We start from the raw sequence: 26,996 nt of genomic DNA on the forward strand, positions 1-26,996 counted from the left end.
TCGGGGTGATTAGACTGCCACTCACCCCTCTATCCTAAGTTGGTCTACCCATGGACGTCGTTCAGCTCAAAACACTTATTCATGTTGCTGAGCTAGGCAGTCTCAGCAAGGCGTCCGATCGACTGCACATCGCTCAACCAGCACTGAGTCGTCAAATTCGGCAGTTGGAAAAAGAGCTCGGGGTGTACCTTTTTGAGCGCCACGGTCGCGGCATGATCATTACCGAGGCTGGGAATGAAGTTCTGCAACATGCCACTCGCATCATGGATGAACTGGAGGCCATTCGCAGTTCGGTCGCGGGAGGTCAGGGGGCCTTCCGTGGTGCCGTTGCTATCGGTACTACACCGACCATCGCTGAAATAATGACGGTGCGCTTGGTAAAACGCATTCGCGAGGAAAACCCGGATTTGTCTATCCGTTTCTCCTCGGCCTTTAGTGGCTATTTACTGGACTGGATTCAACGCGGCGAATTGGAACTGGTGATCTCCTATGATCTGGAGCCATTGCACACGCTGCGTATCGTCCCTGTGATGATGGAAAATCTGGTTTTGGTAGGACCACCCAGTGCGGGTTTGAAGTTGGACGAAGCCGTTCACTTCTCTAGCCTTGCCCACGAGCGATTGGTACTGCCCAGCCCGCGACATGGCTTGCGCAAGATCATGGACCGTTGCGCTGCAGGCGTCGGTTTTAAGATAGTTGCAAACGTTGAGGCGGATTCATTTGGTGCGATGATCGACCTAGTCCGTAATGGTTTCGGGCTGACCGCATTGCCATTGGCTTCGATATACGGGCATCTGCAAAGCGGCACCCTGTGTGCCGCGCCTCTGGTAGAACCCACGCCAATGCGCAAACTAGTGATGGTGTCGCCCGCTGATAGAAAAGTCAGCCAGGCCACGCGCTATGTCGGCGAGACATTTGTCGAGTTGGCGTCGGAATTGGTGAAACAGGGAATCTGGGCCGGTCACATGCTCTGAGCGCCCCGACAGAACTGCTTGATGATTCATATGACTGATTTAGGCGTCGTCCAACGTTTAAGCGGATACGTCAATGGCAGCTAATGGCCAAAAGTATTCGTTCGTGAGCGGCCGCTTTCGGCCAAAAGCGGTCAGTGACAATATTCGCAAAGGCTACCGCTCAGCTTCCCGAAGACCGATCTCGACTATTCGTTAGGTACAGCACCATCGCTGCGCGAGCCGCATCTTTGACTGCTGCTCCGCGCAGTGCTGCAATGGGGTTACGTTATCCGTATAGGATGTTGATCCATGCGAGTGAATCTCCAAACACTCCCGACGCGATACCTTCAGCGTCAACCAAGGTGATATTCGCGCCTTTATCAGCCAGGTGATACGCCAGCGAAGCGCCCACGATGTCGGCACTAATGACAACGACTCGTTTGCCCAGAGCATTTCCCATATCAATCTTCATTCTGTCGACCTGAAGGCGGTTCATTGTCTGCCTCTGGTCGATTTCTGCTTGTCGTAACGGGCAGCAGTTGTCGTCCAGAAAGCAGATGTAGATTTGTCTGAAGTGGCGAAATAGCTGACAAAATCATCGTGTTAAAACGCCGCCTGAAATGGTAGCAAGATAAGCGCGTGAGTGTTGTTGGCACTGGAGGGTACCGAAAATTCGTTCAGCTACTACGGTAAGCGTCATCAACGACTATAGTCATTGGTGAGCCAGAGCGAATCTGACCATTCCCCTGCCAACTGGCCTAATCCAATTCCGCGATTACACGGCGGATCTTCTTGTGTTCCTTGATGCGGAACGTGAATGTTTCGCTGCCGAAATCACTCAGGCTCAGGCTGAGATCGAGGCAGCGTTGTCTTTTTTTGAACCCCTTGATGGTGGATGGAGTTATCCCGCCGGGCACGTCGTATCCCACTGAGCACGTCCCAACCACCCATCTATCAAGGTTCAAGCAATGAATACTTCAGAGTTAGATGATGCACAAAAAACCAATGGCGACCTGGTTCAGGGTCCGCTGCCGGCCGGCACTGTCGCGCCCGACTTCACTCTTCACGCAACCCCTGATCAACAGTTGTCGCTGCGTGAGCTAAAGGGAAATCCCGTGATACTGGCGTTTTATCCCGCTGACTGGACTTCGGTGTGTGGTGACCAACTGACCTTGTACAACCAGTTGTTACCCACCTTCAGAGAATATGGTGCGGTGCTATTGGGTATCTCGGTTGACAGCGCCTGGTGTCATCAGGCCTTTGCCAAAGATCGAAATTTCCACTTCAGCCTGCTGGCCGATTTCGAGCCCAAAGGGGCGGTGGCACGACAGTATGGAGCGTACGAGTCCCAGCTCGGAGTTTGTAAGAGGGCACTGTTCGTGATTGACAAGGAGGGGGTGGTCGCCTGGAGCTACGTCTCACCAATGGCAATCAACCCTGGGGCGGACGGCATTCTGGATGCGCTGGATGCTCTGGTGAATTCGCCACAAAGCACGCCAACCAAAAATTAACAGGTGATTACATGGCTACTCTCAAAGTCCCGGTAAGTGCCAACGACCATCGCCAGGGAAGTGCGCATGCCAAGGTCACCTTGGTGGAATTTGGCGACTATGAATGTCCCTATTGCGGTGAAGCTTATTGGATGGTCAAGAATCTGCAACAGCATTTTCGCGATGACTTGCTGTTTGTGTTCCGTAACTTCCCTCTGACCACCGCTCACCCCCATGCATTGGGTGCAGCGGTCACCGCTGAGTATGCCGGGAGTCGAGGATTCTTCTGGGAGGCCCACGACGAATTGTACGAAAATCAGGATCGATTGGGCCTGCCGCTGTATCGCGCCATCGTTCTCAAACACGGCCTTTCCAGGGAGGAATTCGATCTTGCAATGCAAGAGGATACTTACATTCCCAAAATACAAGCCGATTTTAATGGCGGTGTACGCAGCGGCGTGAATGGCACCCCAGCGTTTTACATTGACGGGCTTCGCTATGACGGAGTTCCAGAGTTCATCGGGATGAGTCAGATGATTGAGCTTTTGTTAGTGCGTGGACGAAATCGCTAGAGAGCCAAATCGGCTTGGCATCACCCACATCGGAGCCGAGGAAAAACCAACGTTAGCTCCCTTTTACATTAAAGAGGTGGACACGGAGCCGGCAACTAATGAAATCTTTGAAGTATTATGAAGAAAATCGACACGCCACATGGTTGGAGTTGTTTTTTGACCTGACTTTCGTTGTTACGATAGGCCAGGTTACGCACACTCTCGGACATGTTCATGACGGCCACTTTGAACATAAGCAATTATGGACATTCTTACTGCTTTTTGTACCGTTGTGGTGGATCTGGTCCAGTCACACGATTTACTCCAACAGGTTCGATACAGACAGTAATCTTCACCGTTTGGCAACATTATTCATAATGCTCCTGCTCATTGTGCTATCGGCACGGATTGGCGAAGACCTGGAAGTGAACTACCCGCTTATTATTGCCTGCTATTTTGGTATACGAGCGATCATCAGTGTTATGTACATTTCATCCATTAGTAAACTCGATTCTCGCGGCGAACTTTCCTCAAGGCTTGGTTTTGCCCTATTAGTTAGCGCAGTTATTAGTCTTTCATCCGTTATTTTTGACCCGCCCTTGCGTTACCTTGTTGCTTATATTGGGATTGTTCTTGATATTCTGTTTCCTGTATTTTTCTGGACTAAACTAAAACCGTTGCCAGCACACACGGAACACTTGGTTGAGCGCATAGGCCTACTCACCCTAATCTTATTGGGGGAGTCAATTATTAGCCTTTCCGGAGGCCTGTCTAACATTCAATGGGGTTATTATAATGTGATGGCGGCCATCACCGGATTTATCATGATTTGCAGTATCTGGTGGATCTATTTTGATAGTTTTTACTTACTGAACAAACATCAAAGCAGTATGAGTGGGCACGCCTTAATCTACTCGCACCTTTTTCTTTTTATGGGGCTGGCACTTCTGGCAAATTTGATCAGGCATGCGATCCTGAACGACATTGCGATGCGCGATTTCCAGATTATGTCGATCACCGGCATGGTCTTGTTTTTCCTGGGGAAGCAATATGGCTATTTCATAGCTGTGAGTCGAATAAGGAAATACATACTGCAAAACACCTTGATCGTGTTTTCTTTAGGTGGGTTAGTTATATTTCTACCACGTGTCGAGTACATATTGGTCGGCTTGACAGTCACCATGATTTGTTATGTTCTCCTGAATTTCAGATATCGTTGAGTCTTGATTATCAGGCCACAGCTCGGGAAAAGTGATCACGCGGCTGGTCTGCGGTTTGCGCGCTGCCTACTACGTCATTCTCAGTGTCCGAGCGACATGCGACGCTACCCTTGGTCTCTTTGGGTTTGTAATCCTGGTGTCGTCGACCATAGTTAATAGTCGGATGCCCCTTTTAGCTATTGCGACCAGATAGCACCAGCCGCATCGTTACAACAGGAGCCACGTCATGGTCAAAGTAGCGTTGTTCGTTCGTCTGGAAGCAAAACCTGGGAAAGAGAAAGAGGTGGAGCGCTTTCTCTTGAGCGGCCTTCCTTTAGTGGAGGAGGAGCCAGCCACTACAGCCTGGTTTGGAATCCGCTTGGGGCCGTCTACCTTTGGCATCTTTGACGCATTCCCGGATGAAGCGGGCCGGCAGGCTCATCTTTCGGGCAAGGTCGCGGCGGCGCTTATGGCAAACGCTGCCGAGCTGTTTGCCGAACCGCCATCAATCGAGAAGGTTGACGTCCTTGCGGCCAAGGTACCCGGCTAAGCAAACCCAATAGGAAGCTCCAGTCAGTACTGGGAGGCCCACGATGTATTTTGTGAAAATCAGGATAGCCTGGGCCTGCTGCTGTTCCGGGCGGTGATCAATCAAAACACCTGTATTGAAGATAAATGTCATGGCTAAAGTGCCGTGTCCAGGATTCATGCCATGCTCGCGCGCTCGGTATAAGTGAAAGGATACGCGCGCAAATCGTGTCCATGGACGGCGTGGAAGCCGCACAGAATCTGCAAGGCAATGTGCTCATCACGGGTTTAGGCTGGGTAGGGTAGATTGCTTGCCGGGCACCGGTCGCTCATGGCGCGAAGATCTCCATCATTGATATAGAACCGGAGTTCATCCGCGCCGTGACACCTTATGGTTTCGTCAAGTGAGCATTCGTCGGCGTAGCAGTGACCGATGTTCAATGAGCTGCCTGACGCGGCTGCACTCCGAACTGCGCAACGATGTGCGTACCCAATTCCTCGATAACCTCCGCCGCAGGGCGCTTGCCATATTTGAGATTGAGAATGACGTGGTCCACGCCGATTTCCTCAAGCGACTCCAGCAAAAACCGTAGATGGTAACGTCCCAGTCTGAAACCCAAATGGATACGTGTGGGTGGCGTGGACGGATTCTCATCGAGATCGATGTACAGCGACTGAGTAAAGGGCTTATACACAGAACCACATTGTTTCGTGACCTCCAGTCGCCAATCTTCCACGACCAGCCGCTGCATGTTCGGAATGCGTGGATAGTTGATCCATCCGTTGCTCTCACGCGCGATCCAATCCAGTGACTGGCGACTGTTGCCGGTCACGAGCATTGGAATGAATTGGGTGGTAGGTTTCGGAATCAGGTCTGCGCCATGCATTTCACCAGTGCTCCAGTGGATGGGCTCAAAACTGGTGCTGTGGGCGCGGCGAATCACTTCGTAGTGTTCTCGAAAGATCTCTCCACGCCTTTCGGGATCGACGCCAAACGCCGAAAACTCCACTGGCCGATCTCCCGAAGCAACCCCCAGAATCAAGCGACCAGTGCTCAGCTGATCGACGCTGGCTGACGCCTTGGCCGTGTGCAGGGGATGGTGCAGCGGGATGGCGATGGAGGCGGTGCCAAGTGCAATCTCCGAGGTATGGGCGGCCATATAACCCAGGTAAACCCAAGGGTCGAAGACTTGGCCGACATCCCCGAAGCCAGGGTCGCGAAGCGGCACGTCGCGAAACCAGAGCGCGCAGAAGCCCAGCGCCTCGGCTTGTTTAGCCAGTGTGACCTGGTTGTGCATGCTCGGAGTGTCCCCGTCGAAGGCCTCCATGGGAAAGAACAATCCAAGGCTCAAATGCCCCTGAGTGAAGGTTCGGCTGAACCCTCGATGCTGCTGGTAAGGAATCGTGCTCGGCCGATACATACGGATTGACCTCATGGCAGAACGTGAACAGCGCCCCCGTTTCCAGAGGTGCTGCGGCATCGGTCGCTTTTGAACGGCAGGTGGGGGGACTGGGTCTGGCTTTTACCCGTTGCGCCGTACTGCTGGTCGTGTGGACCGGACTCAGGGGCCAGTTGCTGGCGATAGGCGAGGGTTGGTCCGGGTGGGTGTTAAGCGGACGGTCAATGGAAGTCAGATCTCTCGGCTCTATACCACCAGATGGGCAAGGCGTTCGAGGAATCATTCTATAAGCGTAGGCGGTTTTGCAGCTCTCCGCCATATTCTTACAATCGAGCCGCTGACGGGCGAAAGTCGCGTATCGAAGGCAGTTATCGGTCGTTTCCTGCCATTCCAGAACGGCCGCTATTGGCCGATAGTGGACATTTTGGCGTTTCAGGTAAATCCGGCAAGGAGAAAGGGCCAATGGACTTCATTATCGATTTGATAGCTCATCGCATCGGCGTGTTTGTGCTGGGTTTGCTGAGTGGCGGCCGTTTCAAGGGTGAGAGTGGTTTTGCCTGGGGCTGGGCAGTTGTCGTCGGTGGACTGATTCTGCTATCTCCGTTTGCAGCAGTCATAGCTGTGCTCGTCTATACCAGTGCCCCCTGATTTCATGTCTGTAATGGGTCAGAAGCTGCATTTCTCGAACGGTAGCTTTTGGCCGAAAGCAGTCACTTGCAAAGTTCACAGACGTGGCGTTGTTCTGTGGCGACGGATAAACCAGTCGCCACAGAATGACCGCAACTACCCAGCTACATCAACCTTATCCAAAGCACGATTCACCGCCAACTCCCCAAGCATCACCACCTGCGCAATGCCCAGCAAAGTCTTGCGTATCGGCCCATCCACAAGCCCGGCAACATCACCGAGCATGACACTTGCCGAGGCCAACGATTCGCAGGCATTTGCCAGCAACGACTCGGCATCGGCCTGCGGATCAACCAGAAACATCGTGCTGGGTTTATAAGGCGCAGCCATGATCGCCGCGGCAGGTTTGAGGTAGTGGTCGAGCGCGCGTTCTGCCGCGTCGTGGAATTTCTTGGAATCGGGGGATTCGTAAGGGGAGGCCGGGTCGGTTTCTGGTGGGTTTGGCGTTGGTTTGAACATAGATGAAACTCCATATGTGGTTAAAGGAGCCATCCACTCTCGCTACCAAACGAGGGGTGGCGGCCATACGAAGGTTGGTAGACCGGCCCACATGGAAAAACCGGCGCGCCCGAAGACGCCCTGCGCATGGCCACCATCAAGCGGATGCCAGAAAGCATCTGCGATAGGTGACGCGATACGCCATGTGGAAGACGGGCTACCAAACCCGATCACTGCTTTTCCAGTGACCGATGAACGATAGGGCTCACCCTCCAGGCGCACAAGCCGGCGGATTCTGGCGTAGTCGTAGGCAACGACGCAAGGTGTTGTAGCCTTTTGGGCGTAACGCGGCGTGTCATTTAAACGTTCCCAGGAATCCCTTAAACAAGCACTGAATATCGCTGCCAAAAGCACACTGTTAAAGTGCATTCCCGCCGCCAAGGTCGGTGTGTTGGGTGAACGGTTTTCCGGAGTCGGGTGATGGGTTTTTCTGCAACGATGTGGGAGTGGTTTGGCCAGGATGAGTACGGCCGAGTCTTTGCCGTGTGCGAGGGGCTTCTGGCTCTGCATTTTCTTGCCATGACGCCGGAAGAGCAGCGGGGGGCGATTCCGTACTGCCCGGCCTGTGAGACATGGTCGGAAGTGATGCTGCCGCTGGAAAGAACGCTGACAGCGTGCGCCGGTGCGTTGCCGATGGACATCAGAACCCGGCTGCAAAGTCTGTGGGAGCAATGTAATGGTCTGACGGAAGCGGCTTTTCACTGTGATGACTGGTTCATGTTTGATCATGCGCAATGGCAGCCGCTCAGAGTCGCGGCTGAAGAGTTGAAGCAACTGATGGAGTGGCAGGACATCGAGCCGTTTCGGGAGGAGTTGCTGGAGGATTGCCGCAATGCCATTCGCGGCATCAAGCGTCCAGTGACCGAGTAAGCCTCAGCAGAAAGAGGCGCACGGATGGTGGCGTGCTTGAACTGCGCATTCCTCATGGGAATGCACCACATAAAATCAATGCATTTTTCTTATCCCGCCCCTCGGCGTACCTTGCTGCAAAGCCAAGGAGAATCGCCCATTGAACGCATCCACCCCGACACCTGCCGATAAATTCGACGCCTCCCGCGCCAACGAATACGCCAGACAAAGCCGCATCGCCCTGGCCGGATACGACGCCTGCCACGATCTCGCGGCGTGCATGCTGGCCGCCCAACTCGGCCACTCGCCCTCGGCAAACGTGTTGGTGGTCGGCGCTGGCGGTACGGCGCAGGAAATCATTGCGATGGCGTCGCTGGAGGCAGACTGGCACTTCACGGCGGTGGATCCTTCCGAGCCGATGCTGGACGCCGCGACGCAGCAGTTGCAGGCCCATGGTTTGCAACATAGAACGACGGTGCGGCTTGGGCTGGTCGACGACTTGCCGGCGGATGAGGTGTTCGACGCGGCTACGTTGATCGGTGTGCTGCATCATCTGAATGGCGATGAGCCCAAACGAGCCATTTTGCGGTCCATTCAGGCTCGTCTCAAACCCGGCGCTCCTTTGATCGTTGCGGGCAATCATTACGCCTACGCCAGCCAACCGTTGTTGCTGGCGGCGTGGGGGCAGCGCTGGCGGCAGCAGGGTGCCAGTGCGGAGGAGGTGAGTGCCAAGCTTGGCAAGATTCTGCAAGGTGCGGATCCGCCGCATTCCGAAGCGGCGGTTCAAACGCTGTTGCGTGAGGCGGGGTTTGGCGAGGCGACCCGGTTTTTCAGCAGTCTTTTTTGGGGAGCGTGGCTGACGTGTAAAAGGGACTGAGCGGATGGTGTATCCTCTGCGCCGCACTCCCGGGACAGGATTCTCCCGGGACTAACAAGGATGATTGATGAGTGAATATGGAAGTGTGCCTGTTCCCGCCATACCCGAACCTCCACGAGATGAAAGAAGTCACGCCGGTGAGACCACCGAATTGCGTGCTGTTTTCGCTGGTCGGAGTATTTAAGTCGTCATGATGCGTTTCCTGAAATCGACAGCCCATATTCTGCTCTGCACGATTCAATACCTGGCCTGGGTTTTGATTAAGTTGGTGTTGGGTATCGCCGCAATACTGGCTTTGATTGTAGTTGTTCTCTACGCAACGGCTGATTCAACGGATCCCGAAATGGTGCCTCGGCTGGATACTCTGGTCACTGCATTTAACGGATATGGAATTTCTTATTATCAGGACCAGGACTGGTGTGAGAGTGTACGTGTCGAGTCGGCGGAGTATGCCAACTCGACCGCCTCGACTTGTGGAGTCGGCGACGAGAAAACGCCGTTTGATGAATCAGGCACGGCGCTTTTTGCCAAAGCCAGGGAGGCGGCGAGAAAAGCAAAAATAGCCCCTATAAGGCTCAGCGTTGAGTCCGCGCAAGGCCGTGTGTCGTTCGCACAAATCCATCTTTCTTGCTTTCTTTGTTACGCATCTTATGTCTATTCACCGCTCGCGAAATACCAGCCTGACAAGGCAGAAAACGCCATCGTCACCGAGATGGGTGGGGGGTGGTATTACGTGTCGACAGGCATTTGATTTAAATGCTCGATGAGCGCTTCTTTGAATTTTTATACGTTTAGCCATTCAGGTCCCGAAAATGAGAAATATGAAACTGTCAGTAGGTGTGCGGAACTTTCTGCTATGGATTTTTATGCTGTTGTTTATAGTCGCTACCAACACGTTGATCTATCTTTCGTCGCTTCTGGATTTCAGTGATGGCTCGCAGCTTATATTTGTCTTCAGTATTTATCTGCTTGTCTACGTGGTGTTTTTGATTTTATTAGTGTGGGCGTGGCAGTCTTTGTACAGACTACTGGCGCTTAAACCTCTGCCGGGACAGAAAATCCTCGTCACTTATGAGCTGACTTTTGACGAGTACGAAAAGCTCAAAAATTACTTGGCAGAGATCAGAGCCTGAAAGCAGTGCTTGAGTGAGCGAGTACGCTGTGTCAGCTAATAAACGCTGGTCGACGGCAAGGAGGAAAGTGGTTACGGATACTCAATCAGCTTTAATCGAACCGATCATAAAAGGAGCTTCCGTTCATGCCCGCGCCACGCAATCGACCCGTCCAGGCAGCGGCGAAATCCGTTCTCGCCCAACTCGTTGATCACATCATCCCAGGCTCTACAGAAGCCTCTATCGCGAAGTTCGCCGCCGACCGACTGGCGCACGCGGGGTACCCGCAAACCTGGTACTACGATTGCCCGGCCTTCGTACTTTTGGGGTCGCGTAGCCTGCTTTCAGTGTCCGGCCGCGATTATCAGCCCAGTGAAGAAAAGGTCGGCTTATATAACCTGATAACCGTCGATCTCAGCCCGCGATCAGGCGATATCTGGGGTGATTGTGCTCGTTCGTTTTACGTTGAAGATGGAGTGTGTCGAACGATGCCGGTGGGTGAGGAGTTCACTGGCGGATACGCGGTGCAACAGCGCTTGCATGTGCACATGCTGCAATTTGTTCGTCCTGAAACCACGTTTAACGACTTGTATGAGTGGGCTAATGAGGCTGTTCTCGATATCGGTTGCGAGAATCTGGACTTCCTTGGCAACGTCGGTCACAGCATCTGCGAGCGACGGGAGCAAAGGCTCTACATTGAATCGGGTAATCACCGGCAACTGGGTGAGGTGTCCTGTTTCACGTTCGAACCGCATGTCCGTTTGCACGGCGGTCAGTGGGGTTACAAGCATGAAAACATCTACTACTTCGACGAGGACGGTGCGCCCTGTGAACTGTAGGGCAGATACCTGAATCAGCTCTCGGACGAAACCACCGACTCCGAACTAGCCTCGGCTTCCAGTTTCGCGCGCTCGGCCTTGCTGATGTATTTAGGCTTTTTCGGGGCCAGTTTTGCGTTGGCCTTTTTGGCTTTTTCCTTGAACAACTGCTGCAGTTTTTTCTGACGATTCATGTTTTTTCACTCGATGTATTAGTGGCGGAGGGCAGTGGTTCAAGCCAATAGTCTAGGTGTTGAGGTAGGGCGTCACGGTGTCTTCGAGGATGCTCATCAACTCAGGATCCATGTAGCGATAGTCATCCGGAATATCCAGCGTGTGGATCGGCTTGTACTCAAGTAACCGGGCGTATTCGGCCTGCAAGCGATTCAAGTGTTTGCGTTCCATGACGAAGATGACATCGGCCCAGCGGATATCCGCCGGGCCGACCGGTTTGCGTGCATTGGGGCTGGTGCCGGCCGAGCGGGCGTCGAAGCCGGGGCGGCGGCGCCAGATGGCTTCCGCCGTGGGGCTGCGCCACTGGTTGCGGCTGCAGATGAACAGGAGATTGGTCACTCTTGATCCAACAATTGGCGCGTGGTGCGGATGGGATAGGGCATGCCGAGCTGGCGCGCCCTGACCAGCTTGTCAGAACGGGTGTATATCAACTTCCAGTTCTTTTCCGGCTTGAACTTCAGCGGATCGGCCGCTTTGCCATTGCCGCATTTACGGGCCTGTTTACGTCGCCAGGCGCGGGTTCTTTGCATGATTGTTTCCTCGTGAGTACCGGGTTCAGCAGCCGCGGTAATACGAGTTGCGGGTATGTTAAGCGTGAATCGGGGCCGTGACTAGTTGCTGAGTTCTTCGCGTTTGGCATGCGCAGCAAAAACACCGCCATTCCCTCACATCGAAATAAAGTCCCGAACAGCCTTGATTGTCGGCGCCGGCGCTTCCTCCATCAACCAATGCCCCGCACCCGGAATCACCACTTCAGTGACCTTGTCCGCGGCGTTGCGCATGACGATCGCTTCGTTGTTGCCGAAGGATTTCTCACCGCCCACGGCCAGCACTGGCATGGTCAGGCGCTTTTGCAGTACGGGTTCGTTGTCGGTCGCGTCCTGGCGAATGCTGCGGAACTGCGCGAACGCCGCGTGCATGGCGCCGGGGGGCGCATAAAGTTTGGCGTAATGCTGGCGGGTGTCTTCGTCGATTTTCGCCGGGGTGCCGGCGAATTCATTCCAGAAACGGTCGAGGTAGATGCGCTCGCGTCCGGCCACCAGACGCTCCATGTCAGCGCCGCCGAAGTCGAAGTGCCAGAGCATCGGCGAGCGCACGATGTCGTTCCACGGCGTGATCCCCGGGACCGGCGCGTCCATGACCACCAGACGCTCGGTCCGCTCTGGATAGCGGGCGGCATAGGCGAAGGCGACCATGGTGCCGATGTCGTGGCCGATGACCACCGAGTGCTCGATTTTCAGGGCGCTCAAGACCGCGCGAATGTCACCGGCCTGAGTCTTCTTGTCGTAGCCAGTTTCAGGAATCGACGACAAACCCATGCCACGCAGGTCGGGCACCACCACCGTATGATCACGCGCCAGATCCGCTGCCAGCGGTGCCCACATGTCGCCGGTATCGCCGAAGCCATGCAACAGCACCACGGCCGGGCCTTTGCCACCGACGCGCACGTGCATTGTCGCGCCGTCGACGGGGATCTCTTGAACCCGGAACACCGCAGGAAATGGAGTGATGTCAGCATGGGCCGCAAAGCTCAGGGCGAGCAGGCTCAGGGCGGTCAACAGAGAGCGAGTCATGTCGGTGTCTCCAATCAGACGAGCGCAGGAAGTAAGCGCGCTCGATCAGCGTAGTCGAATTGGAGAGCTAGCCTTGATGATTGCCCGGGCAGTCTGACGGTGTGGTGCCGATCTGGATCATGCCGACGTACACGGTGCTTGAAGGGCCATAACCCCAGATTAGTGGTCCGCCATAAGCCACCAGATCATAGATTTCGCTCTCGCCGAGCAACTGGCCATTGCGATTGTCGTACAAACGAAAAAACGCCGGGCTCTCCCAACTGACGAACCACGTCCGATCCTGCGGATCGTCCGGGTGGAACTGAGGATGAAAGGAATTGAACAACAGCCAATGGGGTCTGAACTGCTGGACACGCACGCAGCCGTCGGGGCTGATATCCGCGGCCCCGTCCGGCTTGGCGAGCGCTCTTTCCCACCAGTCTGAGGCCGTCCATAGCCCGGCGTAGAACAGCAATAAACCGAAGACGATCAGGGCGAGTCGTTTTTGCCTGCTCATGCCAGACGCATACCCATTTCGACTGCGCGATGCTCGAAACCGAACTCCGCATACATACGCGCCGCGCGTTCATTGAACGGCCACACCGTCAGGCGCAAGTCCTGAGCGTTATGCTCGATGCCCCAATCCTTGACCCTTTGCATCAGCGCCCGACCAATGCCTTTGCCGGAAAAACGCTCCGCCACGCACACCGAGCCGATGCGCACGACATTCTGCGGTTGCATCAGCGGCCCGGCGCTTGCCGAAAGATTGGCGGTAATGAAGGCCGCCGGCTGATCACCGACGTGGGCAATGAAAGCGACCTGATTCGGCTTCTCGAACACCCCCGACCAGTGCGGCAGGTCGCGGGAAAAGTCTTCGGTGGGCGCGGCGTAGATATCGGGACGGGCGGCGTGGTGCACAGCGTTTAGCAACTGACCCAACTCGCAAAAGGTCAGTGCGTCTTCGGCGGTGGCGAGCCGGTAAGTGATGGAGTCATCCATGATGGGTATTTTCCTTGAGCGTGTTGAGTGGACGCGGTGAGAACTGGGCAATGGCGTGCCTTCAGATTGAGCTGACCTGCCGCTCACCCAGACGCTCCACCAGCCTGATCAGGTAACCATCGGGGTCCTGAACAATAAACTCGCGCTGGCCGACCTCGACGTTGTCCGCCCGGTACCACGTATCTTTGCATGCCCGGAAAAGTGCAAAGCCTGCCTGCTCCAGTCTGTGGATGACAGGGGCGACCGCTTCAACGTCAATTTGCAGATTGATGCCCCGGCCAAAGGGTTTGCTCAGCGCTGCGGTCAGCCATTGACCGGCGTGCGGATCGACTTGCTCAAGCATGACTTGAGCGCCGTTCAGGTCCAGATAGGCGAAGCCGTCTTCGGGGCGTTGGTAAGCGATGCTGAAACCCAGACAAGCGACCCAGAAAGCCAGGCTTTCCTCCAGGTGAGTCACCATGAGCTCTGGCACCAGCCTGTTGCGATGAAACATGAGATGACGTCCTTTTCGAGTCGTGCAGTCCATTGGCAGCCTCTTTAAATCGAACATCACAGAGGGTGACAGTTCAGGAGGCCCATTCGCCACACTTTACTCGAGATGAGTATCAGGCAGGGCGCAGATTCCGCTCGCGGCTGGGGGCTGGGTTGCTTTTCTGGCGGAATCTGTACATTGAATTCTCCCCTGTGCAGCCAATAATCGGGCACTCACTCCGCTGGGAGTCGAGTGCCATGTGGAAGCATTCGGCAGTGCCTTCGAGAAGGTCTCTCAGCCACGGACAAACCTTTCAGGACGACGCACATGAGCAGCCATACCCGCACCAAACGACTGACCGTTCCACAACTGGTGGCGATGAAAGGCCAGCAGAAAATCGTCTCGCTGACGGCGTATTCCAGTGCCATTGCCAGGCTGATCGACCCGATTGTCGATTTCATTCTGATTGGCGACTCGACGGCAATGGTCGGCTATGGCCGGCCCTCGACACTGAGCATGCAGCTGGAAGAAATCATCGGCCACACCCGGGCGGTGGTCGATAGCACGCAACTGGCTTGCGTCGTCGCCGATATGCCGTTTGGCAGCTATCAGGAATCCCATGAACAGGCCTTTCGTAATTGCGCCCAGGTGCTGGCGCGCACCGGGTGTGATGCGGTCAAACTGGAGGTGAACACGGCGCTGGCGCCTACCGTCGAGTTTCTTGTGGCGCGCGGTATACCGGTCATGGCGCACGTCGGGCTGATGCCGCAGTTCGTCAATGTCATGGGCGGCTTCAAGGCGCAGGGGCTGACTGCCGAAACCGGCGCGGTGATTGCCGAAGATGCCCGGGCGAGTCTTCAGGCGGGCGCGTTCAGCCTGGTGCTTGAGGGCGTGGCCGAAGGCGTGGCGCGGCAGATTACTGCAGATTCGAAAATGCCCACCATCGGCATTGGCGCTTCGCCGGCGTGCGACGGTCAGGTGCTGGTCACCGAAGACGTGTTGGGCCTCGGCGGTGCGCACGTACCGCGCTTCGTCAAACAGTACGCCGATGTCGGCGCGGTGATTCGTGAGGCCTGCGAGCGTTTTGCCGATGAGGTGCGTCAGGATCAATTCCCTGAAGCGCGGCATTGCTATGGACTCTGAACGGGCTAACGGGCTTCGTCGAACGCCTGAGCCAGTTGCTTCAAGGCCTGAGCTATATCCTTGTGCCATTCGAGGGTGTAGCTCAGGCGCAGGTGATGTTTCCAGGCGCCTTGCTGACTGAACACTTCCCCGGGGACGATGACGATGCGTTGCTTCAGCAAGCGCTCAAAGACTCGTCGCATGTCCACCGGGTGTGTGGCTTTGAGCCAGAAGCTCGCGCCGCCCTGCGGGACCACTACCTGCCATCGACCTTTGCCATGCTCCTCCAGCAACGCTTTCATGCGCTGCATGCGCTCCTGCAACAGCGCGCGCAGTGTGATCAGGTGCTGGTCGATGCGTCTGGAGTTGAACAGGCGGGCGATTGCTTTCTGCCGGGTCGGCGAAAGGCGAAAGCCTCGCTCGATAAACAGCCGATGAAATTGCAGCGGCTGCTGGCGACAGAGCACGTAACCGTAAGGGGCTTCCGCGCCAATGATCTTGTCGAAGGTCGAGAACACCAACAGTTTCTCCGGGTCGGCAAAATCGCGGTAGCGAGCAGGTTCCGGTTCGAAGCAGAGTTCACCGTAGGTATCGTTTTCGAAAAGCCAGATATCGCGCTCTGCCAACCAGCGGCAGATTTGCTGTTTGTCCTGCGCCGGCATCAGGTTGCCTTGGGGCACGTTCACCGTCGACGACAGCACCGCCAGGCGGATGGGCTCATCGTTGAGCAGCGCATTGAACGCCGGCAAGTCAAAGCGTCCTTGCTCGTTCAGGGGCATTTCGATCACGCGAATCTGCGCCGCTTGCAACTGGCGCAGAATCGCCCAAGAGCACGGCGATTCCACCACCGCCAGCGTGCCTTGCAGATTCAGGGCCTGCAGCGACAGCGCCATTACACTCTGCAGATCGGCGCCGATGTAGACATGTTCGGCCTGCCAGTAACACTGGGTGGAACGGGTGTAGCGCTCGGCCAACGTAGCGCGCAGTTCCGATTCACCCAACGGCTGATAGTGCGGCGCCGGATCGCCCGGGTATTGCCGGGTCAGTTCACGCTCCATCATCAACAATGGATTCTGCAGTGACGCCAGCATCGCCGGCGCGTCGCTGCACAGTGCGAGCATGCCCGGTTGCCGTGCGTTGAAGAATGCGCTGTCCAGCAGGTTGGTCGAGCGGTCATTCGGTAGCGCGGCGGGCGTCGATCGGGTGAAATAACCGAGCTTGGGGCGGGCGTAGATTCGCCCTTCGTCTTCAAGCAGCGCGTAGGCGTATTTGGTGGTCGACACCGACACGCTCAGGCGCTGGGCGAGTTGGCGCAGGGAAGGGAGCTTCTGTTCCCCCTTGACGCTCGTGGTCTCGATCAAACCGACCAGGTAACGGTAAACCGCTTGATAGGCGAAAGTGACGTCTTTACGGCTATCCATACTCACTCGCTGCCATTTTTATCGTGCGCTGAGGTCAGTGCGCGATCCACAAGGTATGCCGGCTGTGAGTCATGCAGTGGCTGCGCGGTGTCGAGTACCTGTTTGATCAACCGCCGTTCTTCGCCCGTCAGTATTTTCCTGCCGAAATCCTGGAACACGCCACCCGGATCGATGTGCAACGAGAAGAGCCCGATGATCTGCTCGTCGATCTCCTCGAAAATCAATTCCATAAAAGCTTCGTTCGCTGTCGCGGTCAGATAGGTCATTCCTTCAACGACCGCGCTGCCGGACCATGAGATTTGCTCCCACGCCCATGCATTGCCGAGTAGATCCCATGGGTTTGAGTGCGCCGGGAGTGCTTGCAGCACCGACAGAAAACGCTCGCAGGAAATCACATCAAGCTCATATTCGCGCTTGCCAGAGTGGGCGCGGCGCGAGGCTTCTGTTGTTGAGGCGGGGGCTTGAGCTGCGCCGACCACGTTGGCCTTCAAGAGGTAGCTTTGGGCAATTTCCGAAGGCTGTTCACTCCAGTCGTTCAAGTCGGAAACCGGCGGAGTCCAGACTAGATGGATGGTTTCGCCGTCGGCTGGAAGGTCGTTGTTATCAAAGAACGCGAAGGTTCTTGCGCCAACGCTTGGCAATATTTCATCGAGGCGAAGCGTGGCGGCGCCGTAGTCGATTCCTCGATGCTGAGACCAGAACATCGGCCAGTAGATTTTCATCGGTAAACGCTCCGAACAGGCAGTTCTGGTTTCACTTCAGATGTGTGAGGCTTCAGTAGTTTGAGCTTGAGTCGACAGGCCGGCCAGAAACGCCGAAATCTGCTGCGAGCCTCGCAGGTGAACGACCGGAATTTGCGCGCCGATGGCCAAGCGATTAGCGTCAATGCTCGGGCGATTGACCCGATCAAAGTGCCAGACGAACTTCAGAAAACCCAGAAATGCTTTATCCAGCCGCTCAGTGCAACCGGCCGGCAGGTCTGCGCGTGGCCGGTTCAACACGCTGCGCAGAATGACCCGCCCCAAACAGGTCAGGCGCGGCGTATCGAGCCAGATAATCAGATCCGCACGGGGCAGCCGCAGATCGAAGGTGCGTCGCGAATAATTACCCTCGCAGACCCAAGCGTCACCGGCGATAGCGTGTCGCACCCGCTCGCGGAACATCTGGTTATCCGGCTCGATCCAGCCGGGCTCCCAGAACAGCGGATCGAGATGCACCACGGGCAGACCCAGACGTCGGCCAATGTCCCGGGCGATGGTCGATTTTCCACTGCCCGAGTTGCCCAGAATAACGATGCGCTGCATGTGCAAATCCTTTGCGAAAAAAGCCGCCAAGTCTAAATCAAGTGCGGCCTGAATTTACAGGAATCGCGCGGGACGACACGGGGCGAGGGCGGCCGATGATTGGCCGTCGATGATTTCCTCGCTGGCGAGTCGGCCGACGATTGCGGCCAGTGTGACGCCGGGGTGGATCGAGCACACGTAGACGCCAGTGACATTGGGCAGGAAGCCGACGATGGGCAGGCTATCGGCAGTGACGGGTTTGAGGCCGATGCAGGCGGACTCTGGCTCGATGGACATGATCCCGTGAAGTTCGTTCTGAATGGCTTTGGCGGTTCGCAGTGCGATCGCTTGCGGAGAATTTTGCGGCGTGTCGTCGAGGTAATCCTCCGCAGCCAGCAAGGTGTTATCCGCACTTCGCCGAACTTCCATTTGTGGGTTGGAAATGATGCCGCGCACGACATCGGCCTGGGTCTTGTAGCGAATGAGGATGACCGGGGCGGCCGCAATGGGCAGGGATGCGTTGAGCAGGGCGGTCAGATGGGGAGTGCCGATGCCTGCTGCGATGACGACGATGTCGCTGGCGATAATGCCTGTGGTGGTTTCAACGCCGGTTACCTGAGTGCCGCTGAGGGTGAACCCGAGCACTCGGGTCTGTGTGAGTAACCGGGCGCCAAAGGACTGGGCGCCGGCGATCAAGGCATGAGTCGCGGGCGCCGGTTCGAGTGCGCCTTCTTCGGCGGCGAAACGGGCTTGCTGCGGGGGATGCTTGAGGTTCGGCTCACGGGCGAGAATCTCGGCGCGTGGCAGCAGGGTTGCAGACGCTTGCGCGATGTCATCAATGCTCGCGCCGTAGGACAGCGCGCCGGTCCAGCGTATTTTCAGCGCGGGCAGTTCGGTTTCGAGTCGGCGGTATTCGTTGATCGCCGCACCGCGCAGTTGCGCGATAGGATCGGGCCCGGCGTAAGTGGCGTTGATCCAGCCGAGTGAGCGTCCCGTCGCGCCGCACGCGATGTCTTCGGCCTCGATCAGCGTGACGTCGGCACCTTTGCCCGCCAGGTGATACGCCAGTGACGCGCCGACGATGCCTGCACCAATGACCACGATGCGCTTGCCTGCTCCCTGTTCCATATCCACCTCCCTGTTGTTGACCGGGTGACGGTACTACAGGTCGGCGCGGGCTGGTTCGCGAATGTGGTCTGGCATTCAGAGTTGCTTGCGGCCGATCTGCCGCCTTCGGGAGCAAGCCCCCTCCCACAAGTGATCTTCAGTGGTGGTTGGATTGATGCAACAAAAAAGCCCGGCATTTCTGCCGGGCTCGGGGTGCGATCAAATACTTACGCGGCCATGTTGCCGGCTGCCATGTCCTTCTTGTAACTGGCTTTCATCGCTTCCATTTCGGCGCCGAGTTCATCGAGTCTGGCTTTGCCGAGGAGTTTTTTCGCCTGCGGGAACATTTCGGTTTCTTCCTCTTCGATATGGTGCTCCAGCAGCTCCTTGACCACTTTCACCCTGCCTGCGAATTCGGGCGTGCCGGGGTCGGTCATTTTCAGATCCGGCAGGACCAGCGAGTCCACGGTGCGGTGCTCTTCCTTGGCTTCGTAGTACATGATGTCCTGCTCTTTGCTGCCGGCTTCCTTGAATGCCGGGTAGAGGATTTCTTCTTCGAGGCGGGTGTGGATCGAGATTTCCATTTCCAGCTTGGCCAGCAGTTCCGTGCGTTTTTTTATCGCCCGGTCGGTGGATTCGCTGAGTTGCGACAAGATGCCTTTCACTTTTTCATGGTCGGCTTTGAGAAGGTCGATGGCGTTCATGGGGGGTTGCCTCTGCTTTCACGGATTGAACACAGGCCGTTGTGCCACGGCGCTGTGGAGTCCCTGAAGCTGTCGCATTTGCTGTGCCAACTCGATCCGAAACCGCCAACCGCGCTGGCGCAAGGGTTTGCGCGAGGCCGGGGCAAAAGGCCTTCGTGCAGCCTGCATGAACAGCCCCCGGCCGGCATTGCAGATCACCGCTTGTGATGAATTTGCGCGGCCGCGCTGATGTCCAACTCACAACAGGCGATATGCCTATGAGGACGACGCGATGCGCAACGACCCGCAAACCGGACGCCGCCATGGATACCGTTGAATCCGCGCTGATGGCGGCGCGCAGCCAGTTCGCGATCACCATCAGTTTTCATATCGTGCTGGCGGCGTTGAGCATCGGCCTGGCGAATTTCCTGATGGTCCTCGAAGCGCTTTGGCTGAAGAGCGGGCGCAAGATCTATCTGGACATCTATCGCTACTGGCTCAAGGTGTTTGCTCTCAATGTGGCGGTGGGCGTCGCTTCAGGGCTGATTCTGGAATATCAGTTTGGGCTGAACTGGTCGCGGCTGGCGGTGCAGGCGGGGGATGTGCTCGGGCCTTTGATGTTTTACGAAGTGCTCGCGGCGTTTTTTCTTGAGGCCGGTTTCCTCGGGATCATGCTGTTCGGCATGAAAAAGGTCGGCCCGCGTCTGCATTTTTTTGCCACGTGTTCGGTGGCAGTGGGCTCGTTGATTAGCGCGTTCTGGATCCTTTCAGCCAATTCGTGGATGCACACGCCCGTGGGCTATGCGCTTGCCGCCGACGGCCGATTCATCGCCGAAGACTGGTGGGCGATCATCTTCAATCCGTCGTTTCCCTATCGTCTGCTGCACATGACCCTGGCCGCGCTGCTCGGCACCGCCACCCTGGTGGCTGGCGCCAGTGCGTGGCAACTGTTGAAGGCGTCGGGCAATCCGCGGGCGCGCCTGCAATTTTCCATGGCGCTGTGGACGATTGTCGTGCTGATGCCGTTGCAGATCGTGGTCGGCGATCTGCACGGGCAAAACACTTTGCTGGTCCAGCCGCAAAAAGTTGCGGCCATCGAAGGTTCCTGGACTCGCCCGGCCGAAGGGGCGGGCGAGCCCTTGCGTGTGTTTGCCTGGCCGGACATGAGCGAGCGCCGCAATCACTGGGAGGTGGCGATCCCGCGCATCGGCTCTCTATACCTGACGCACGACTTGAGCGGCAGCATCGCCGCGCTGGACGAGTTCCCGCCGCAGGACATTCCGCCGGTGGCGCCGGTGTTTTTCGCCTTTCGGCTGATGGTCGGGCTGGGCCTGTTGATGCTGGGGCAGGGCGTGGTCAGTCTGCTGATGCGTCGACGGCACAGACTCTACGTCGCCCGCTGGTGGTTGTGGAGCAGCGTGCTGCTGGCGCCGGCTGGTTTCGTGGCGATGCTCAGCGGCTGGGTGGTCACCGAGGTTGGCCGACAGCCGTTCACCGTCTACGGTCTGTTACGCACGGCGCACAGTCTGTCGCCGGTTTCCCGCGCGCAGGTGCTGACATCGACCTGGCTGATATTGTTGTTTTATCTGCTGATCTTCGGCATCGGGCTGTGGGTGCTGTTGCGCGTTCTGCGCGAACCACCCCACGAAGACGAACCCGGACCACAGCCGACCCTGGCCGATGAAACGGGGCACTCCCGATGATCGACACCGACTGGATCACGCTGCTGTGTGCCGCCGCCCTGGCCTTTTCGGTGATGAATTATGTGCTGCTCGATGGCACCGACCTCGGTGTGGGCATGCTGATGGGGCTGACCCGATCCAGTCATGATCGCCGCGCCATGGCCGTGACCATTCTGCCGATCTGGGACGCCAACGAAACGTGGCTGGTGCTGGGTGGCGGCGGGCTGCTGGCGCTGTTTCCGTTGGCATATGCGGTGTTGCTGCCGGCGTTGTACCTGCCTTTTATTCTGATGTTCCTGGCGTTGATTCTGCGCGCGGTGGCCCTTGAGTTTCGCGACTACGCGCCGAGCGAAAAGACCAAGCGCATGGTCGATGGCGTGTTGCTGGTCGGTTCGCTGGCCACCGGTGCCATTCAGGGGGTAGTGCTGGGGACGTTGGTGCAGGGTGTACCGCACGCGAATGGTCAGTACAGCGGCAATGGCGCTGAATGGCTGACGCCGTTTCCGTTGTTTTGTGGTCTGGTGCTGGTGTCGGGCTACGCGTGGCTGGGGGCGAGTTGGCTGTACTGGCGCACCGTGGATGACCTGCAAAATCGCTGCGCACGCCAGGCGAAAGTGCTGGCGCTGGTCACCGTGGGATTGTTGCTGGTGCTGGTGCTCTGGACGGCGCTGCTGCAGGGGCAGTATTGGCAACGACTGACCGACGCTCGTGTGTGGCTGCCGTCGACAGCGCTGCTGATCGCATTGCTCGCATTCTTCCTGCTGGGGTTTCGCAGCCGCTTCCACGCCTTGCCGTTGTTCGCGGCGTTGGGGGTGTTCATCCTCGCATTTGCCTTGATGCTGACGGCGTTGTTTCCCTTGATCGTGCCGCCGGATCTGACCTTGCAAGCCGCCACGTCCAGCCCGAAAAGTCAGGTGTTCATGCTGATCGGTTTCGCCGTGCTGATTCCGCTGACGCTGGTCTACAACACCTATGGCTTCAAAGTCTTCAGCGGCAAGGTGCGGATTGGCGAATGACGCCACTGATCCGAATAAGCCCAAACGTTATGAACTCGCGTCGGCGTTTGTCCTTCCGAAAATGAAGCAGCCATCCTTTCATTCGAACGTACGAGGACACCCCCATGCGAGCAATGACCTACCACGGCGCCCATGATGTCAGAGTCGAAACCGTGCCGGACCCGATCATCGAAGCGCCGGACGATATCATTCTGCGGGTCACGGCCACGGCCATTTGCGGCTCGGACCTGCACCTGTATCGCGGCAAGATTCCCACGGTCGAGCATGGCGATATCTTCGGCCATGAGTTCATGGGCATCGTCGAGGAAACAGGTTCGGCGGTGTCGGCGGTACAGCGTGGCGATCGGGTGGTGATTCCGTTCGTGATCGCCTGTGGTGATTGCTTCTTCTGCCAACTGCAACAGTACGCTGCCTGCGAAACGACCAACTCGGGCCCGGGCGGGGCGCTGAACAAAAAGGTCATCCCGCCGCCGGCTGCACTGTTCGGTTATAGCCGTTTGTATGGCGGCATTCCCGGTGGCCAGGCAGAGCTGGTGAGGGTGCCAAAGGCCAATACCGGGCCGTTCAAAGTGCCGGGGACGTTGTCGGACGAGAAAGTGTTGTTCCTCTCCGACATCCTGCCGACCGCGTGGCAAGCCGTGACCAACACCGGTATCGGCCAGGGTTCAAGCATCGCGATCTACGGCGCGGGGCCAGTCGGCTTGCTCAGCGCTGCCTGCGCGCGAATGCTCGGTGCCGAACGCATCTTCATGGTCGATCACCACGCCTATCGGCTGGAGTATGCGCAGCGCACCTACGGCGTGATCCCGATCAACTTCGATGACGACGATGATCCGGCCGACACCATCATTCGCCAGACGCCCGGCAGTCGTGGTGTCGATGCGGTGATCGACGCAGTGGGCTTCGAAGCCAAGGGCAGTACCACGGAAACCATCATGGCCACGCTGAAAATCGAGGGCGGCAGCGGCAAGGCGTTGCGCCAATGCATTGCGGCGGTGCGCCGGGGCGGGGTGGTGAGTGTGCCCGGCGTGTATTCCGGACCGATCCACGGTTTCCTGTTTGGCGATGCATTCGATAAAGGCCTGACGTTCAAGATGGGCCAGACCCACGTGCAGCGCTTCCTGCCCGAACTGCTCGGCCATATCGAGACCGGGCGCTTGCAGCCAGAGGCGATCATCACCCACCGGATGTCTCTGGAACAGGCCGCCGAGGGCTACAAGATCTTCGACAAGAAAGAGCAAAACTGCCGCAAGGTGATCCTCACGCCGGCGGCAGTGATGTGCCGTTGGCGGAGACGATTGAGACACCTGCTTTAGTGCCAGCAACTTGATCGGTTGATAGAGCAGAAAGTGGAGTGCCCCATGCACTCCACTTTCAGTCGTTCAGTCTGCGGTCGAGTCGACATTGATCTCGTCGTTTTCCCCGAGGGAGCTGTAATGCGCACGCAGTTTGCGCAGTTCCCGGGTACCCATTTTGTCCAGGCACAGCGTTGCATTCTGTGCGTCGGTGGTGGCCCGGATCAGCTCATCGATCTTCAGGTGCAAGATATCGTTGTCGCGGTTTTGTGTGTTCTGGATCAGGAACACCATCAGGAACGTGATGATCGTGGTCGACGTGTTGATGATCAGTTGCCAGGTGTCGTTGTAGTGAAAGTACGGGCCAGTCAGTGCCCAGATGATGATCAGGACGATCGCGGCGACAAAGGTTTTCGAGCTGCCGGCCCAATTGGACAGGGCCTGACAGAAAGACGCAAATTTCATGAATGGACGAGCTCTTGAGGAAGGTAGGGCATAGACCCCGGCAAACCTTTGAAATTCTTTTTTACAATTGCGGAGTGCTCAATGAGTAAAACGATCACCGCGCAGGACCTGCATATCCACTTCGGCCACGGCGATGAGACGCCGCTGTTCAAATGGTTGATCGCCAGTTTTCTGATGGGCAAACGCATCCAGGCCGACATTGCGGCACAGGCCTATCGAGTGATCGTGGAAAAACGGCAGCGTGATACGCCGCGCAAGTTGGCCAATTGCAGCCATCGGGAACTGGTGGCGATGCTCGGCGAGGCACATTACGTGCGTTACGACGAAACCACAGCAAAGCGGCTTCTGGCGTTGGCTCACAAGCTCAATGATGAATACGCGGGGAAGGTCGGCAATATCGTTGCCGCAAGTGCCGATCGCCAGGCGTTCGAGCAACGCCTGGCGGAATTTGACGGGATCGGCCCGAAGACCGTCGAGATTTTCATGCGTGAAGCCGGCGCGCTGCTGTTCCCTTAACGACCCGGATGCGACGCCGTATTCTGGCTGATGTGTTTAGGCCCGGCGATTGCCCAGGCGATCAGTCCGAACAGCGGCACAAACACGATCAGCACAATCCATACCCCCTTGTTACTCGATTTGCCCTCGCTTTTACGCACCCGATTGATGGCCCACAGTTCAATAAGCAGAAGAACTGCCGCCAGTACGATCCACACGGTTTCGATTTGCATTGGCTACCTCCTGATGGTCTTTGTTAGGTGGCGTGTGGTGCGGCGGGTTCATTTAATTTTCGTTGAGTGCCTTGAGTTGCCGGGCCAGATGCAGGGCGACCGCACCGCTGTTGACCGTCGGCTGTAAATGGGTGAATGGAATGTCGATCATGCGGTTCTTGCGCACGGCACGCAGGCGCGATAACACCGGGTCGTTGAGCGTTTGATGTCATGGCATTGGCTTGCCGACGCCGGGCCCGATATCCTTCACGCTCCGTGTGCGGATGTGCGCAATCGGGAAAAACAGCAGCCGGTCAGTAGGGAAGTGGAAATGTCGTTCAGGGTGATGGTCGTCGGTGGCTACGGTAATTTCGGCAGCATTGTTTGCCGGCATCTGGCGGTCATGCCGGGTGTGGAGCTGGTGCTCTCCGGGCGCAATCCGGACAAGTTGCAAGGCAAGCTCGATGAGCTGAACAGCCAGTCGGGGGCTGTCGCCGAAGGTTGGTGCGGCGATGCCATGGGCCCCGAGTTCAGCGCCGCGCTGCGTTTGCTCAATATCCACCTGGTGGTCCATACCGGTGGCCCGTTTCAAGGGCAATCCTATGCGGTTGCCGAGAGTTGCATCGCCGCCTCGGTGAATTACTGCGACCTGGCTGACTGCCGAACCTTCGTCAATGGCGTGGGCCTGCTCGATGAGCGGGCGAAAGCCGCAGGTGTGGCGATCCTCAGTGGCTGCAGTTCGGTGCCAACGCTGTCTTCGGCGATCATTGATCAGCAGCGTCATCGATTCTCCCGTATCGACGTCATCGAGCACGGCATTTCCTCCTCGGCGAAGATGCCGGGGCTGTCGACCATCGAAGGCGTGCTGGCCTACGCCGGCAAACCGATCCGGCAATTGAAGAATGGCCAGGTGCAGGAAGTGTCGGGCTGGCTGGACCTGACCTTGCGCAAGATGCCGCAACTGGGCACCCGGTTGCTGGCGAACGTCGACGTGCCGGACATGGATATCTTTGCCGGTCGTTATGGCGCACACACCCTCAGTTTCAAGGCTGGCGCCGGACTGAAGCTCGGCGGTATTGCCAATGGTCTGCTGGCGCAGGCATTGAAAGTCGGGCTGGTGCGCGACCATGCCGTCTGGGCGGCACGCCTGCATCGACTGGGCACCCGGTTTGAACGCTTCGGCGATGGCAAAAGTGCGATGTACATCGATGTTCAGGGCGTGGGCGTTGACGGCAAACCGCTGTCGATGACCGCGCAACTCACCGCCCTGAATGACAGGGGCCCGGAAATCCCAAGCTGCGCCGCTGTGGCGCTGGCGGCAAAAATGGCTCAGGGCTACGTGCCGTCACCCGGTGCCCGGCCATGTGTCGGGGAAATCAGCGTCGACGAATACCTGGCGGCGATCAACGATCCGGCCAACCTGAGCCTGTCCGTGCAATTTTCTGACGGGCAGCGCTGAACAGACACTATCTGGCTGCTGACCTCGCTGGTCAGCTGTCGGAGTCAGCGGCAGACGGCGGCGCCATTTTCAGAAAGCGCTGTTCGTGGTCGGGATTGGGCAACAGACAGGTATCGTATTTGCCGAACAGTCGATAACGATTCAGCGCAACGCGGTCATAGCCCCAGTCGCGCAGCACGCGTGGAAAGATGCGCAGCAGTCGCAAAGGCTGCCAGCGGCCGGGCAACTGCTTGATGACTTCGAAAAAGGCATCCGAGCGTTCCCAGTAATGCCGGTCACGAATCACCGCCATGGTGTCGAACTGATCCAGCGGCAACCCCGCCCACGCGAGCAGCGCCTGGCCCTCGGGCGACTGCACCGCCGCCAGGCGCACACGCCGCTGATGATCATGCCGAATCAGGAACCGCGCCCAGCCATTGCACAGTTTGCACACACCGTCGAACAGCACCACCGTTTCGCCGGGCTTGAGCAGTGGCGCGGGGGTAGGGCGGGGTTGCGCGGTTGGCATGGTGTGGGTCCATTGGGTTGGGGGTGAC

35 protein-coding genes and 2 pseudogenes are annotated in these 26,996 nt (G+C 57.2%); 17 read left to right on the plus strand and 20 right to left on the minus strand.

The window, feature by feature from the left end:
* The first annotated feature begins 50 nt into the window (after nt 1–50).
* Complete coding sequence (locus tag AC3WMT_RS26190; protein WP_103307111.1) at nt 51–974, plus strand: LysR family transcriptional regulator; 924 nt, start codon at nt 51–53, stop codon at nt 972–974.
* 268 nt (nt 975–1,242) lie between these two features.
* Here the strand turns inward: AC3WMT_RS26190 and AC3WMT_RS26195 are convergent.
* Both AC3WMT_RS26195 and AC3WMT_RS26200 read right to left on the minus strand, forming a co-directional pair.
* Nucleotides 1,243–1,413, minus strand: a pseudogene (locus AC3WMT_RS26195) (FAD-binding oxidoreductase); the annotation flags it as partial.
* A 298-nt stretch (nt 1,414–1,711) separates the two neighbouring features.
* Nucleotides 1,712–1,882: a hypothetical protein gene (locus AC3WMT_RS26200; protein WP_158249187.1), complete on the minus strand. Its 171-nt coding sequence runs from the start codon at nt 1,880–1,882 to the stop codon at nt 1,712–1,714.
* Nucleotides 1,883–1,921: 39 nt separating this feature from the next.
* On the opposite strand from AC3WMT_RS26200, the gene AC3WMT_RS26205 reads away from it, so the two are divergent.
* From AC3WMT_RS26205 to AC3WMT_RS26220, 4 genes are all read left to right on the plus strand, one after another.
* Nucleotides 1,922–2,464, plus strand: coding sequence for a redoxin domain-containing protein (locus AC3WMT_RS26205; protein ID WP_078047885.1), 543 nt, complete (start codon nt 1,922–1,924; stop codon nt 2,462–2,464).
* A gap of 11 nt (nt 2,465–2,475) precedes the next feature.
* Complete coding sequence (locus tag AC3WMT_RS26210; RefSeq protein WP_070086726.1) at nt 2,476–3,015, plus strand: DsbA family protein; 540 nt, start codon at nt 2,476–2,478, stop codon at nt 3,013–3,015.
* Between the two features lie 98 nt (nt 3,016–3,113).
* Complete coding sequence (locus AC3WMT_RS26215) at nt 3,114–4,214, plus strand: low temperature requirement protein A (protein WP_103307113.1); 1,101 nt, start codon at nt 3,114–3,116, stop codon at nt 4,212–4,214.
* A gap of 226 nt (nt 4,215–4,440) precedes the next feature.
* A complete protein-coding gene (locus AC3WMT_RS26220) occupies nt 4,441–4,743 on the plus strand; it encodes a putative quinol monooxygenase (protein ID WP_071495702.1) in 303 nt (100 codons plus the stop codon).
* Nucleotides 4,744–5,158: 415 nt separating this feature from the next.
* Here the strand turns inward: AC3WMT_RS26220 and AC3WMT_RS26225 are convergent, their stop codons facing one another.
* On the minus strand, nt 5,159–6,142 hold the full coding sequence (locus tag AC3WMT_RS26225; RefSeq protein WP_103307114.1) for an LLM class oxidoreductase: 984 nt from the start codon (nt 6,140–6,142) through the stop codon (nt 5,159–5,161).
* A gap of 441 nt (nt 6,143–6,583) precedes the next feature.
* Here AC3WMT_RS26225 and AC3WMT_RS26230 point away from each other — a divergent pair, with 441 nt between their 5' ends.
* On the plus strand, nt 6,584–6,769 hold the full coding sequence (locus AC3WMT_RS26230; RefSeq protein WP_103301939.1) for a hypothetical protein: 186 nt from the start codon (nt 6,584–6,586) through the stop codon (nt 6,767–6,769).
* A gap of 135 nt (nt 6,770–6,904) precedes the next feature.
* Here AC3WMT_RS26230 and AC3WMT_RS26235 read toward each other — a convergent pair whose 3' ends face one another.
* Entirely contained in the window at nt 6,905–7,267 is a 363-nt protein-coding gene (locus AC3WMT_RS26235) for a DUF6124 family protein (RefSeq protein WP_103307115.1), read from the minus strand.
* A 459-nt stretch (nt 7,268–7,726) separates the two neighbouring features.
* Between AC3WMT_RS26235 and AC3WMT_RS26240 the strand changes: the two genes are divergently transcribed.
* The 5 genes from AC3WMT_RS26240 (at nt 7,727) to AC3WMT_RS26260 (ending at nt 10,983) form a co-directional block, all read left to right on the plus strand.
* The gene (locus AC3WMT_RS26240) at nt 7,727–8,176 is read left to right on the plus strand and encodes a hypothetical protein (protein ID WP_103307116.1); all 450 of its coding nucleotides are present in this window, start codon (nt 7,727–7,729) and stop codon (nt 8,174–8,176) included.
* Nucleotides 8,177–8,315: 139 nt separating this feature from the next.
* Nucleotides 8,316–9,032, plus strand: coding sequence for an SAM-dependent methyltransferase (locus tag AC3WMT_RS26245; protein ID WP_103307117.1), 717 nt, complete (start codon nt 8,316–8,318; stop codon nt 9,030–9,032).
* A 190-nt stretch (nt 9,033–9,222) separates the two neighbouring features.
* Nucleotides 9,223–9,783: a hypothetical protein gene (locus AC3WMT_RS26250; protein WP_103307118.1), complete on the plus strand. Its 561-nt coding sequence runs from the start codon at nt 9,223–9,225 to the stop codon at nt 9,781–9,783.
* 70 nt (nt 9,784–9,853) lie between these two features.
* The gene (locus tag AC3WMT_RS26255; protein WP_103307119.1) at nt 9,854–10,165 is read left to right on the plus strand and encodes a hypothetical protein; all 312 of its coding nucleotides are present in this window, start codon (nt 9,854–9,856) and stop codon (nt 10,163–10,165) included.
* A 125-nt stretch (nt 10,166–10,290) separates the two neighbouring features.
* Complete coding sequence (locus AC3WMT_RS26260; protein ID WP_103307121.1) at nt 10,291–10,983, plus strand: M24 family metallopeptidase; 693 nt, start codon at nt 10,291–10,293, stop codon at nt 10,981–10,983.
* Between the two features lie 14 nt (nt 10,984–10,997).
* Here the strand turns inward: AC3WMT_RS26260 and AC3WMT_RS26265 are convergent, their stop codons facing one another.
* From AC3WMT_RS26265 to AC3WMT_RS26295, 7 genes are all read right to left on the minus strand, one after another.
* Nucleotides 10,998–11,156, minus strand: a complete 159-nt coding sequence (locus AC3WMT_RS26265; RefSeq protein WP_103307122.1) for a DUF2986 domain-containing protein — start codon at nt 11,154–11,156, stop codon at nt 10,998–11,000.
* 52 nt (nt 11,157–11,208) lie between these two features.
* Complete coding sequence (locus AC3WMT_RS26270; protein ID WP_103307123.1) at nt 11,209–11,535, minus strand: low molecular weight protein tyrosine phosphatase family protein; 327 nt, start codon at nt 11,533–11,535, stop codon at nt 11,209–11,211.
* Nucleotides 11,532–11,726: a hypothetical protein gene (locus AC3WMT_RS26275; protein ID WP_103307124.1), complete on the minus strand. Its 195-nt coding sequence runs from the start codon at nt 11,724–11,726 to the stop codon at nt 11,532–11,534. Before AC3WMT_RS26275 ends, AC3WMT_RS26270 begins: the two co-directional genes overlap by 4 nt.
* 135 nt (nt 11,727–11,861) lie before the next feature.
* Nucleotides 11,862–12,770, minus strand: coding sequence for an alpha/beta fold hydrolase (locus AC3WMT_RS26280; protein WP_103307126.1), 909 nt, complete (start codon nt 12,768–12,770; stop codon nt 11,862–11,864).
* Nucleotides 12,771–12,837: 67 nt separating this feature from the next.
* Complete coding sequence (locus AC3WMT_RS26285; RefSeq protein ID WP_401297233.1) at nt 12,838–13,266, minus strand: hypothetical protein; 429 nt, start codon at nt 13,264–13,266, stop codon at nt 12,838–12,840.
* Entirely contained in the window at nt 13,263–13,748 is a 486-nt protein-coding gene (locus AC3WMT_RS26290) for a GNAT family N-acetyltransferase (protein ID WP_103307128.1), read from the minus strand. The genes AC3WMT_RS26285 and AC3WMT_RS26290 overlap by 4 nt, the downstream gene beginning before the upstream one ends.
* A 61-nt stretch (nt 13,749–13,809) precedes the next feature.
* The gene (locus AC3WMT_RS26295; RefSeq protein ID WP_103307130.1) at nt 13,810–14,241 is read right to left on the minus strand and encodes a bleomycin resistance protein; all 432 of its coding nucleotides are present in this window, start codon (nt 14,239–14,241) and stop codon (nt 13,810–13,812) included.
* Between the two features lie 306 nt (nt 14,242–14,547).
* On the opposite strand from AC3WMT_RS26295, the gene panB reads away from it, so the two are divergent.
* Nucleotides 14,548–15,363 carry a 3-methyl-2-oxobutanoate hydroxymethyltransferase gene (gene panB / locus AC3WMT_RS26300; protein ID WP_103307132.1) on the plus strand — a complete coding sequence of 272 codons (816 nt, stop codon included), beginning with the start codon at nt 14,548–14,550 and terminating at the stop codon, nt 15,361–15,363.
* A gap of 5 nt (nt 15,364–15,368) precedes the next feature.
* Here panB and AC3WMT_RS26305 read toward each other — a convergent pair whose 3' ends face one another.
* The 5 genes from AC3WMT_RS26305 to AC3WMT_RS26325 all read right to left on the minus strand — a co-directional run bounded on the left by AC3WMT_RS26305 (nt 15,369) and on the right by AC3WMT_RS26325 (nt 19,857).
* Entirely contained in the window at nt 15,369–16,763 is a 1,395-nt protein-coding gene (locus AC3WMT_RS26305; RefSeq protein WP_103307133.1) for an aminotransferase-like domain-containing protein, read from the minus strand.
* Between the two features lie 2 nt (nt 16,764–16,765).
* Nucleotides 16,766–17,485 carry a hypothetical protein gene (locus tag AC3WMT_RS26310; protein ID WP_103307134.1) on the minus strand — a complete coding sequence of 240 codons (720 nt, stop codon included), beginning with the start codon at nt 17,483–17,485 and terminating at the stop codon, nt 16,766–16,768.
* 36 nt (nt 17,486–17,521) lie between these two features.
* On the minus strand, nt 17,522–18,067 hold the full coding sequence (locus AC3WMT_RS26315; RefSeq protein WP_103307135.1) for a P-loop NTPase family protein: 546 nt from the start codon (nt 18,065–18,067) through the stop codon (nt 17,522–17,524).
* 54 nt (nt 18,068–18,121) lie between these two features.
* Nucleotides 18,122–19,174, minus strand: a complete 1,053-nt coding sequence (locus AC3WMT_RS26320) for an NAD(P)/FAD-dependent oxidoreductase (protein WP_103307137.1) — start codon at nt 19,172–19,174, stop codon at nt 18,122–18,124.
* A 206-nt stretch (nt 19,175–19,380) separates the two neighbouring features.
* Nucleotides 19,381–19,857, minus strand: coding sequence for a PA2171 family ribosome-binding persister protein (locus tag AC3WMT_RS26325; protein WP_103307138.1), 477 nt, complete (start codon nt 19,855–19,857; stop codon nt 19,381–19,383).
* Nucleotides 19,858–20,159: 302 nt separating this feature from the next.
* Between AC3WMT_RS26325 and AC3WMT_RS26330 the strand changes: the two genes are divergently transcribed.
* The 3 genes from AC3WMT_RS26330 to AC3WMT_RS26340 all read left to right on the plus strand — a co-directional run bounded on the left by AC3WMT_RS26330 (nt 20,160) and on the right by AC3WMT_RS26340 (nt 23,850).
* The gene (locus tag AC3WMT_RS26330; RefSeq protein WP_103307139.1) at nt 20,160–21,539 is read left to right on the plus strand and encodes a cytochrome ubiquinol oxidase subunit I; all 1,380 of its coding nucleotides are present in this window, start codon (nt 20,160–20,162) and stop codon (nt 21,537–21,539) included.
* On the plus strand, nt 21,536–22,534 hold the full coding sequence (cydB, locus tag AC3WMT_RS26335; RefSeq protein ID WP_103307141.1) for a cytochrome d ubiquinol oxidase subunit II: 999 nt from the start codon (nt 21,536–21,538) through the stop codon (nt 22,532–22,534). Before AC3WMT_RS26330 ends, cydB begins: the two co-directional genes overlap by 4 nt.
* 104 nt (nt 22,535–22,638) lie before the next feature.
* Complete coding sequence (locus AC3WMT_RS26340) at nt 22,639–23,850, plus strand: zinc-dependent alcohol dehydrogenase (RefSeq protein ID WP_103307142.1); 1,212 nt, start codon at nt 22,639–22,641, stop codon at nt 23,848–23,850.
* Nucleotides 23,851–23,916: 66 nt separating this feature from the next.
* Here AC3WMT_RS26340 and AC3WMT_RS26345 read toward each other — a convergent pair whose 3' ends face one another.
* On the minus strand, nt 23,917–24,294 hold the full coding sequence (locus AC3WMT_RS26345) for a low affinity iron permease family protein (RefSeq protein ID WP_103307143.1): 378 nt from the start codon (nt 24,292–24,294) through the stop codon (nt 23,917–23,919).
* Between the two features lie 81 nt (nt 24,295–24,375).
* Here AC3WMT_RS26345 and AC3WMT_RS26350 point away from each other — a divergent pair, with 81 nt between their 5' ends.
* Nucleotides 24,376–24,810: an HhH-GDP family DNA glycosylase gene (locus AC3WMT_RS26350; protein WP_103307144.1), complete on the plus strand. Its 435-nt coding sequence runs from the start codon at nt 24,376–24,378 to the stop codon at nt 24,808–24,810.
* Here the strand turns inward: AC3WMT_RS26350 and AC3WMT_RS26355 are convergent.
* Nucleotides 24,807–25,022, minus strand: coding sequence for a PLD nuclease N-terminal domain-containing protein (locus tag AC3WMT_RS26355; protein ID WP_103307146.1), 216 nt, complete (start codon nt 25,020–25,022; stop codon nt 24,807–24,809). The genes AC3WMT_RS26350 and AC3WMT_RS26355 overlap by 4 nt on opposite strands.
* Before the next feature lie 52 nt (nt 25,023–25,074).
* A pseudogene (locus AC3WMT_RS26360) lies at nt 25,075–25,218 on the minus strand (ABC transporter substrate-binding protein); the annotation flags it as partial.
* Between the two features lie 114 nt (nt 25,219–25,332).
* Between AC3WMT_RS26360 and AC3WMT_RS26365 the strand changes: the two are divergent.
* Entirely contained in the window at nt 25,333–26,460 is a 1,128-nt protein-coding gene (locus AC3WMT_RS26365) for a saccharopine dehydrogenase family protein (protein ID WP_103307147.1), read from the plus strand.
* A gap of 31 nt (nt 26,461–26,491) precedes the next feature.
* Here AC3WMT_RS26365 and AC3WMT_RS26370 read toward each other — a convergent pair whose 3' ends face one another.
* A complete protein-coding gene (locus tag AC3WMT_RS26370; protein ID WP_103307149.1) occupies nt 26,492–26,968 on the minus strand; it encodes a thiol-disulfide oxidoreductase DCC family protein in 477 nt (158 codons plus the stop codon).
* Between the last annotated feature and the right edge of the window lie 28 nt (nt 26,969–26,996).

Source organism: Pseudomonas sp. FW305-7, from assembly GCF_058786735.1.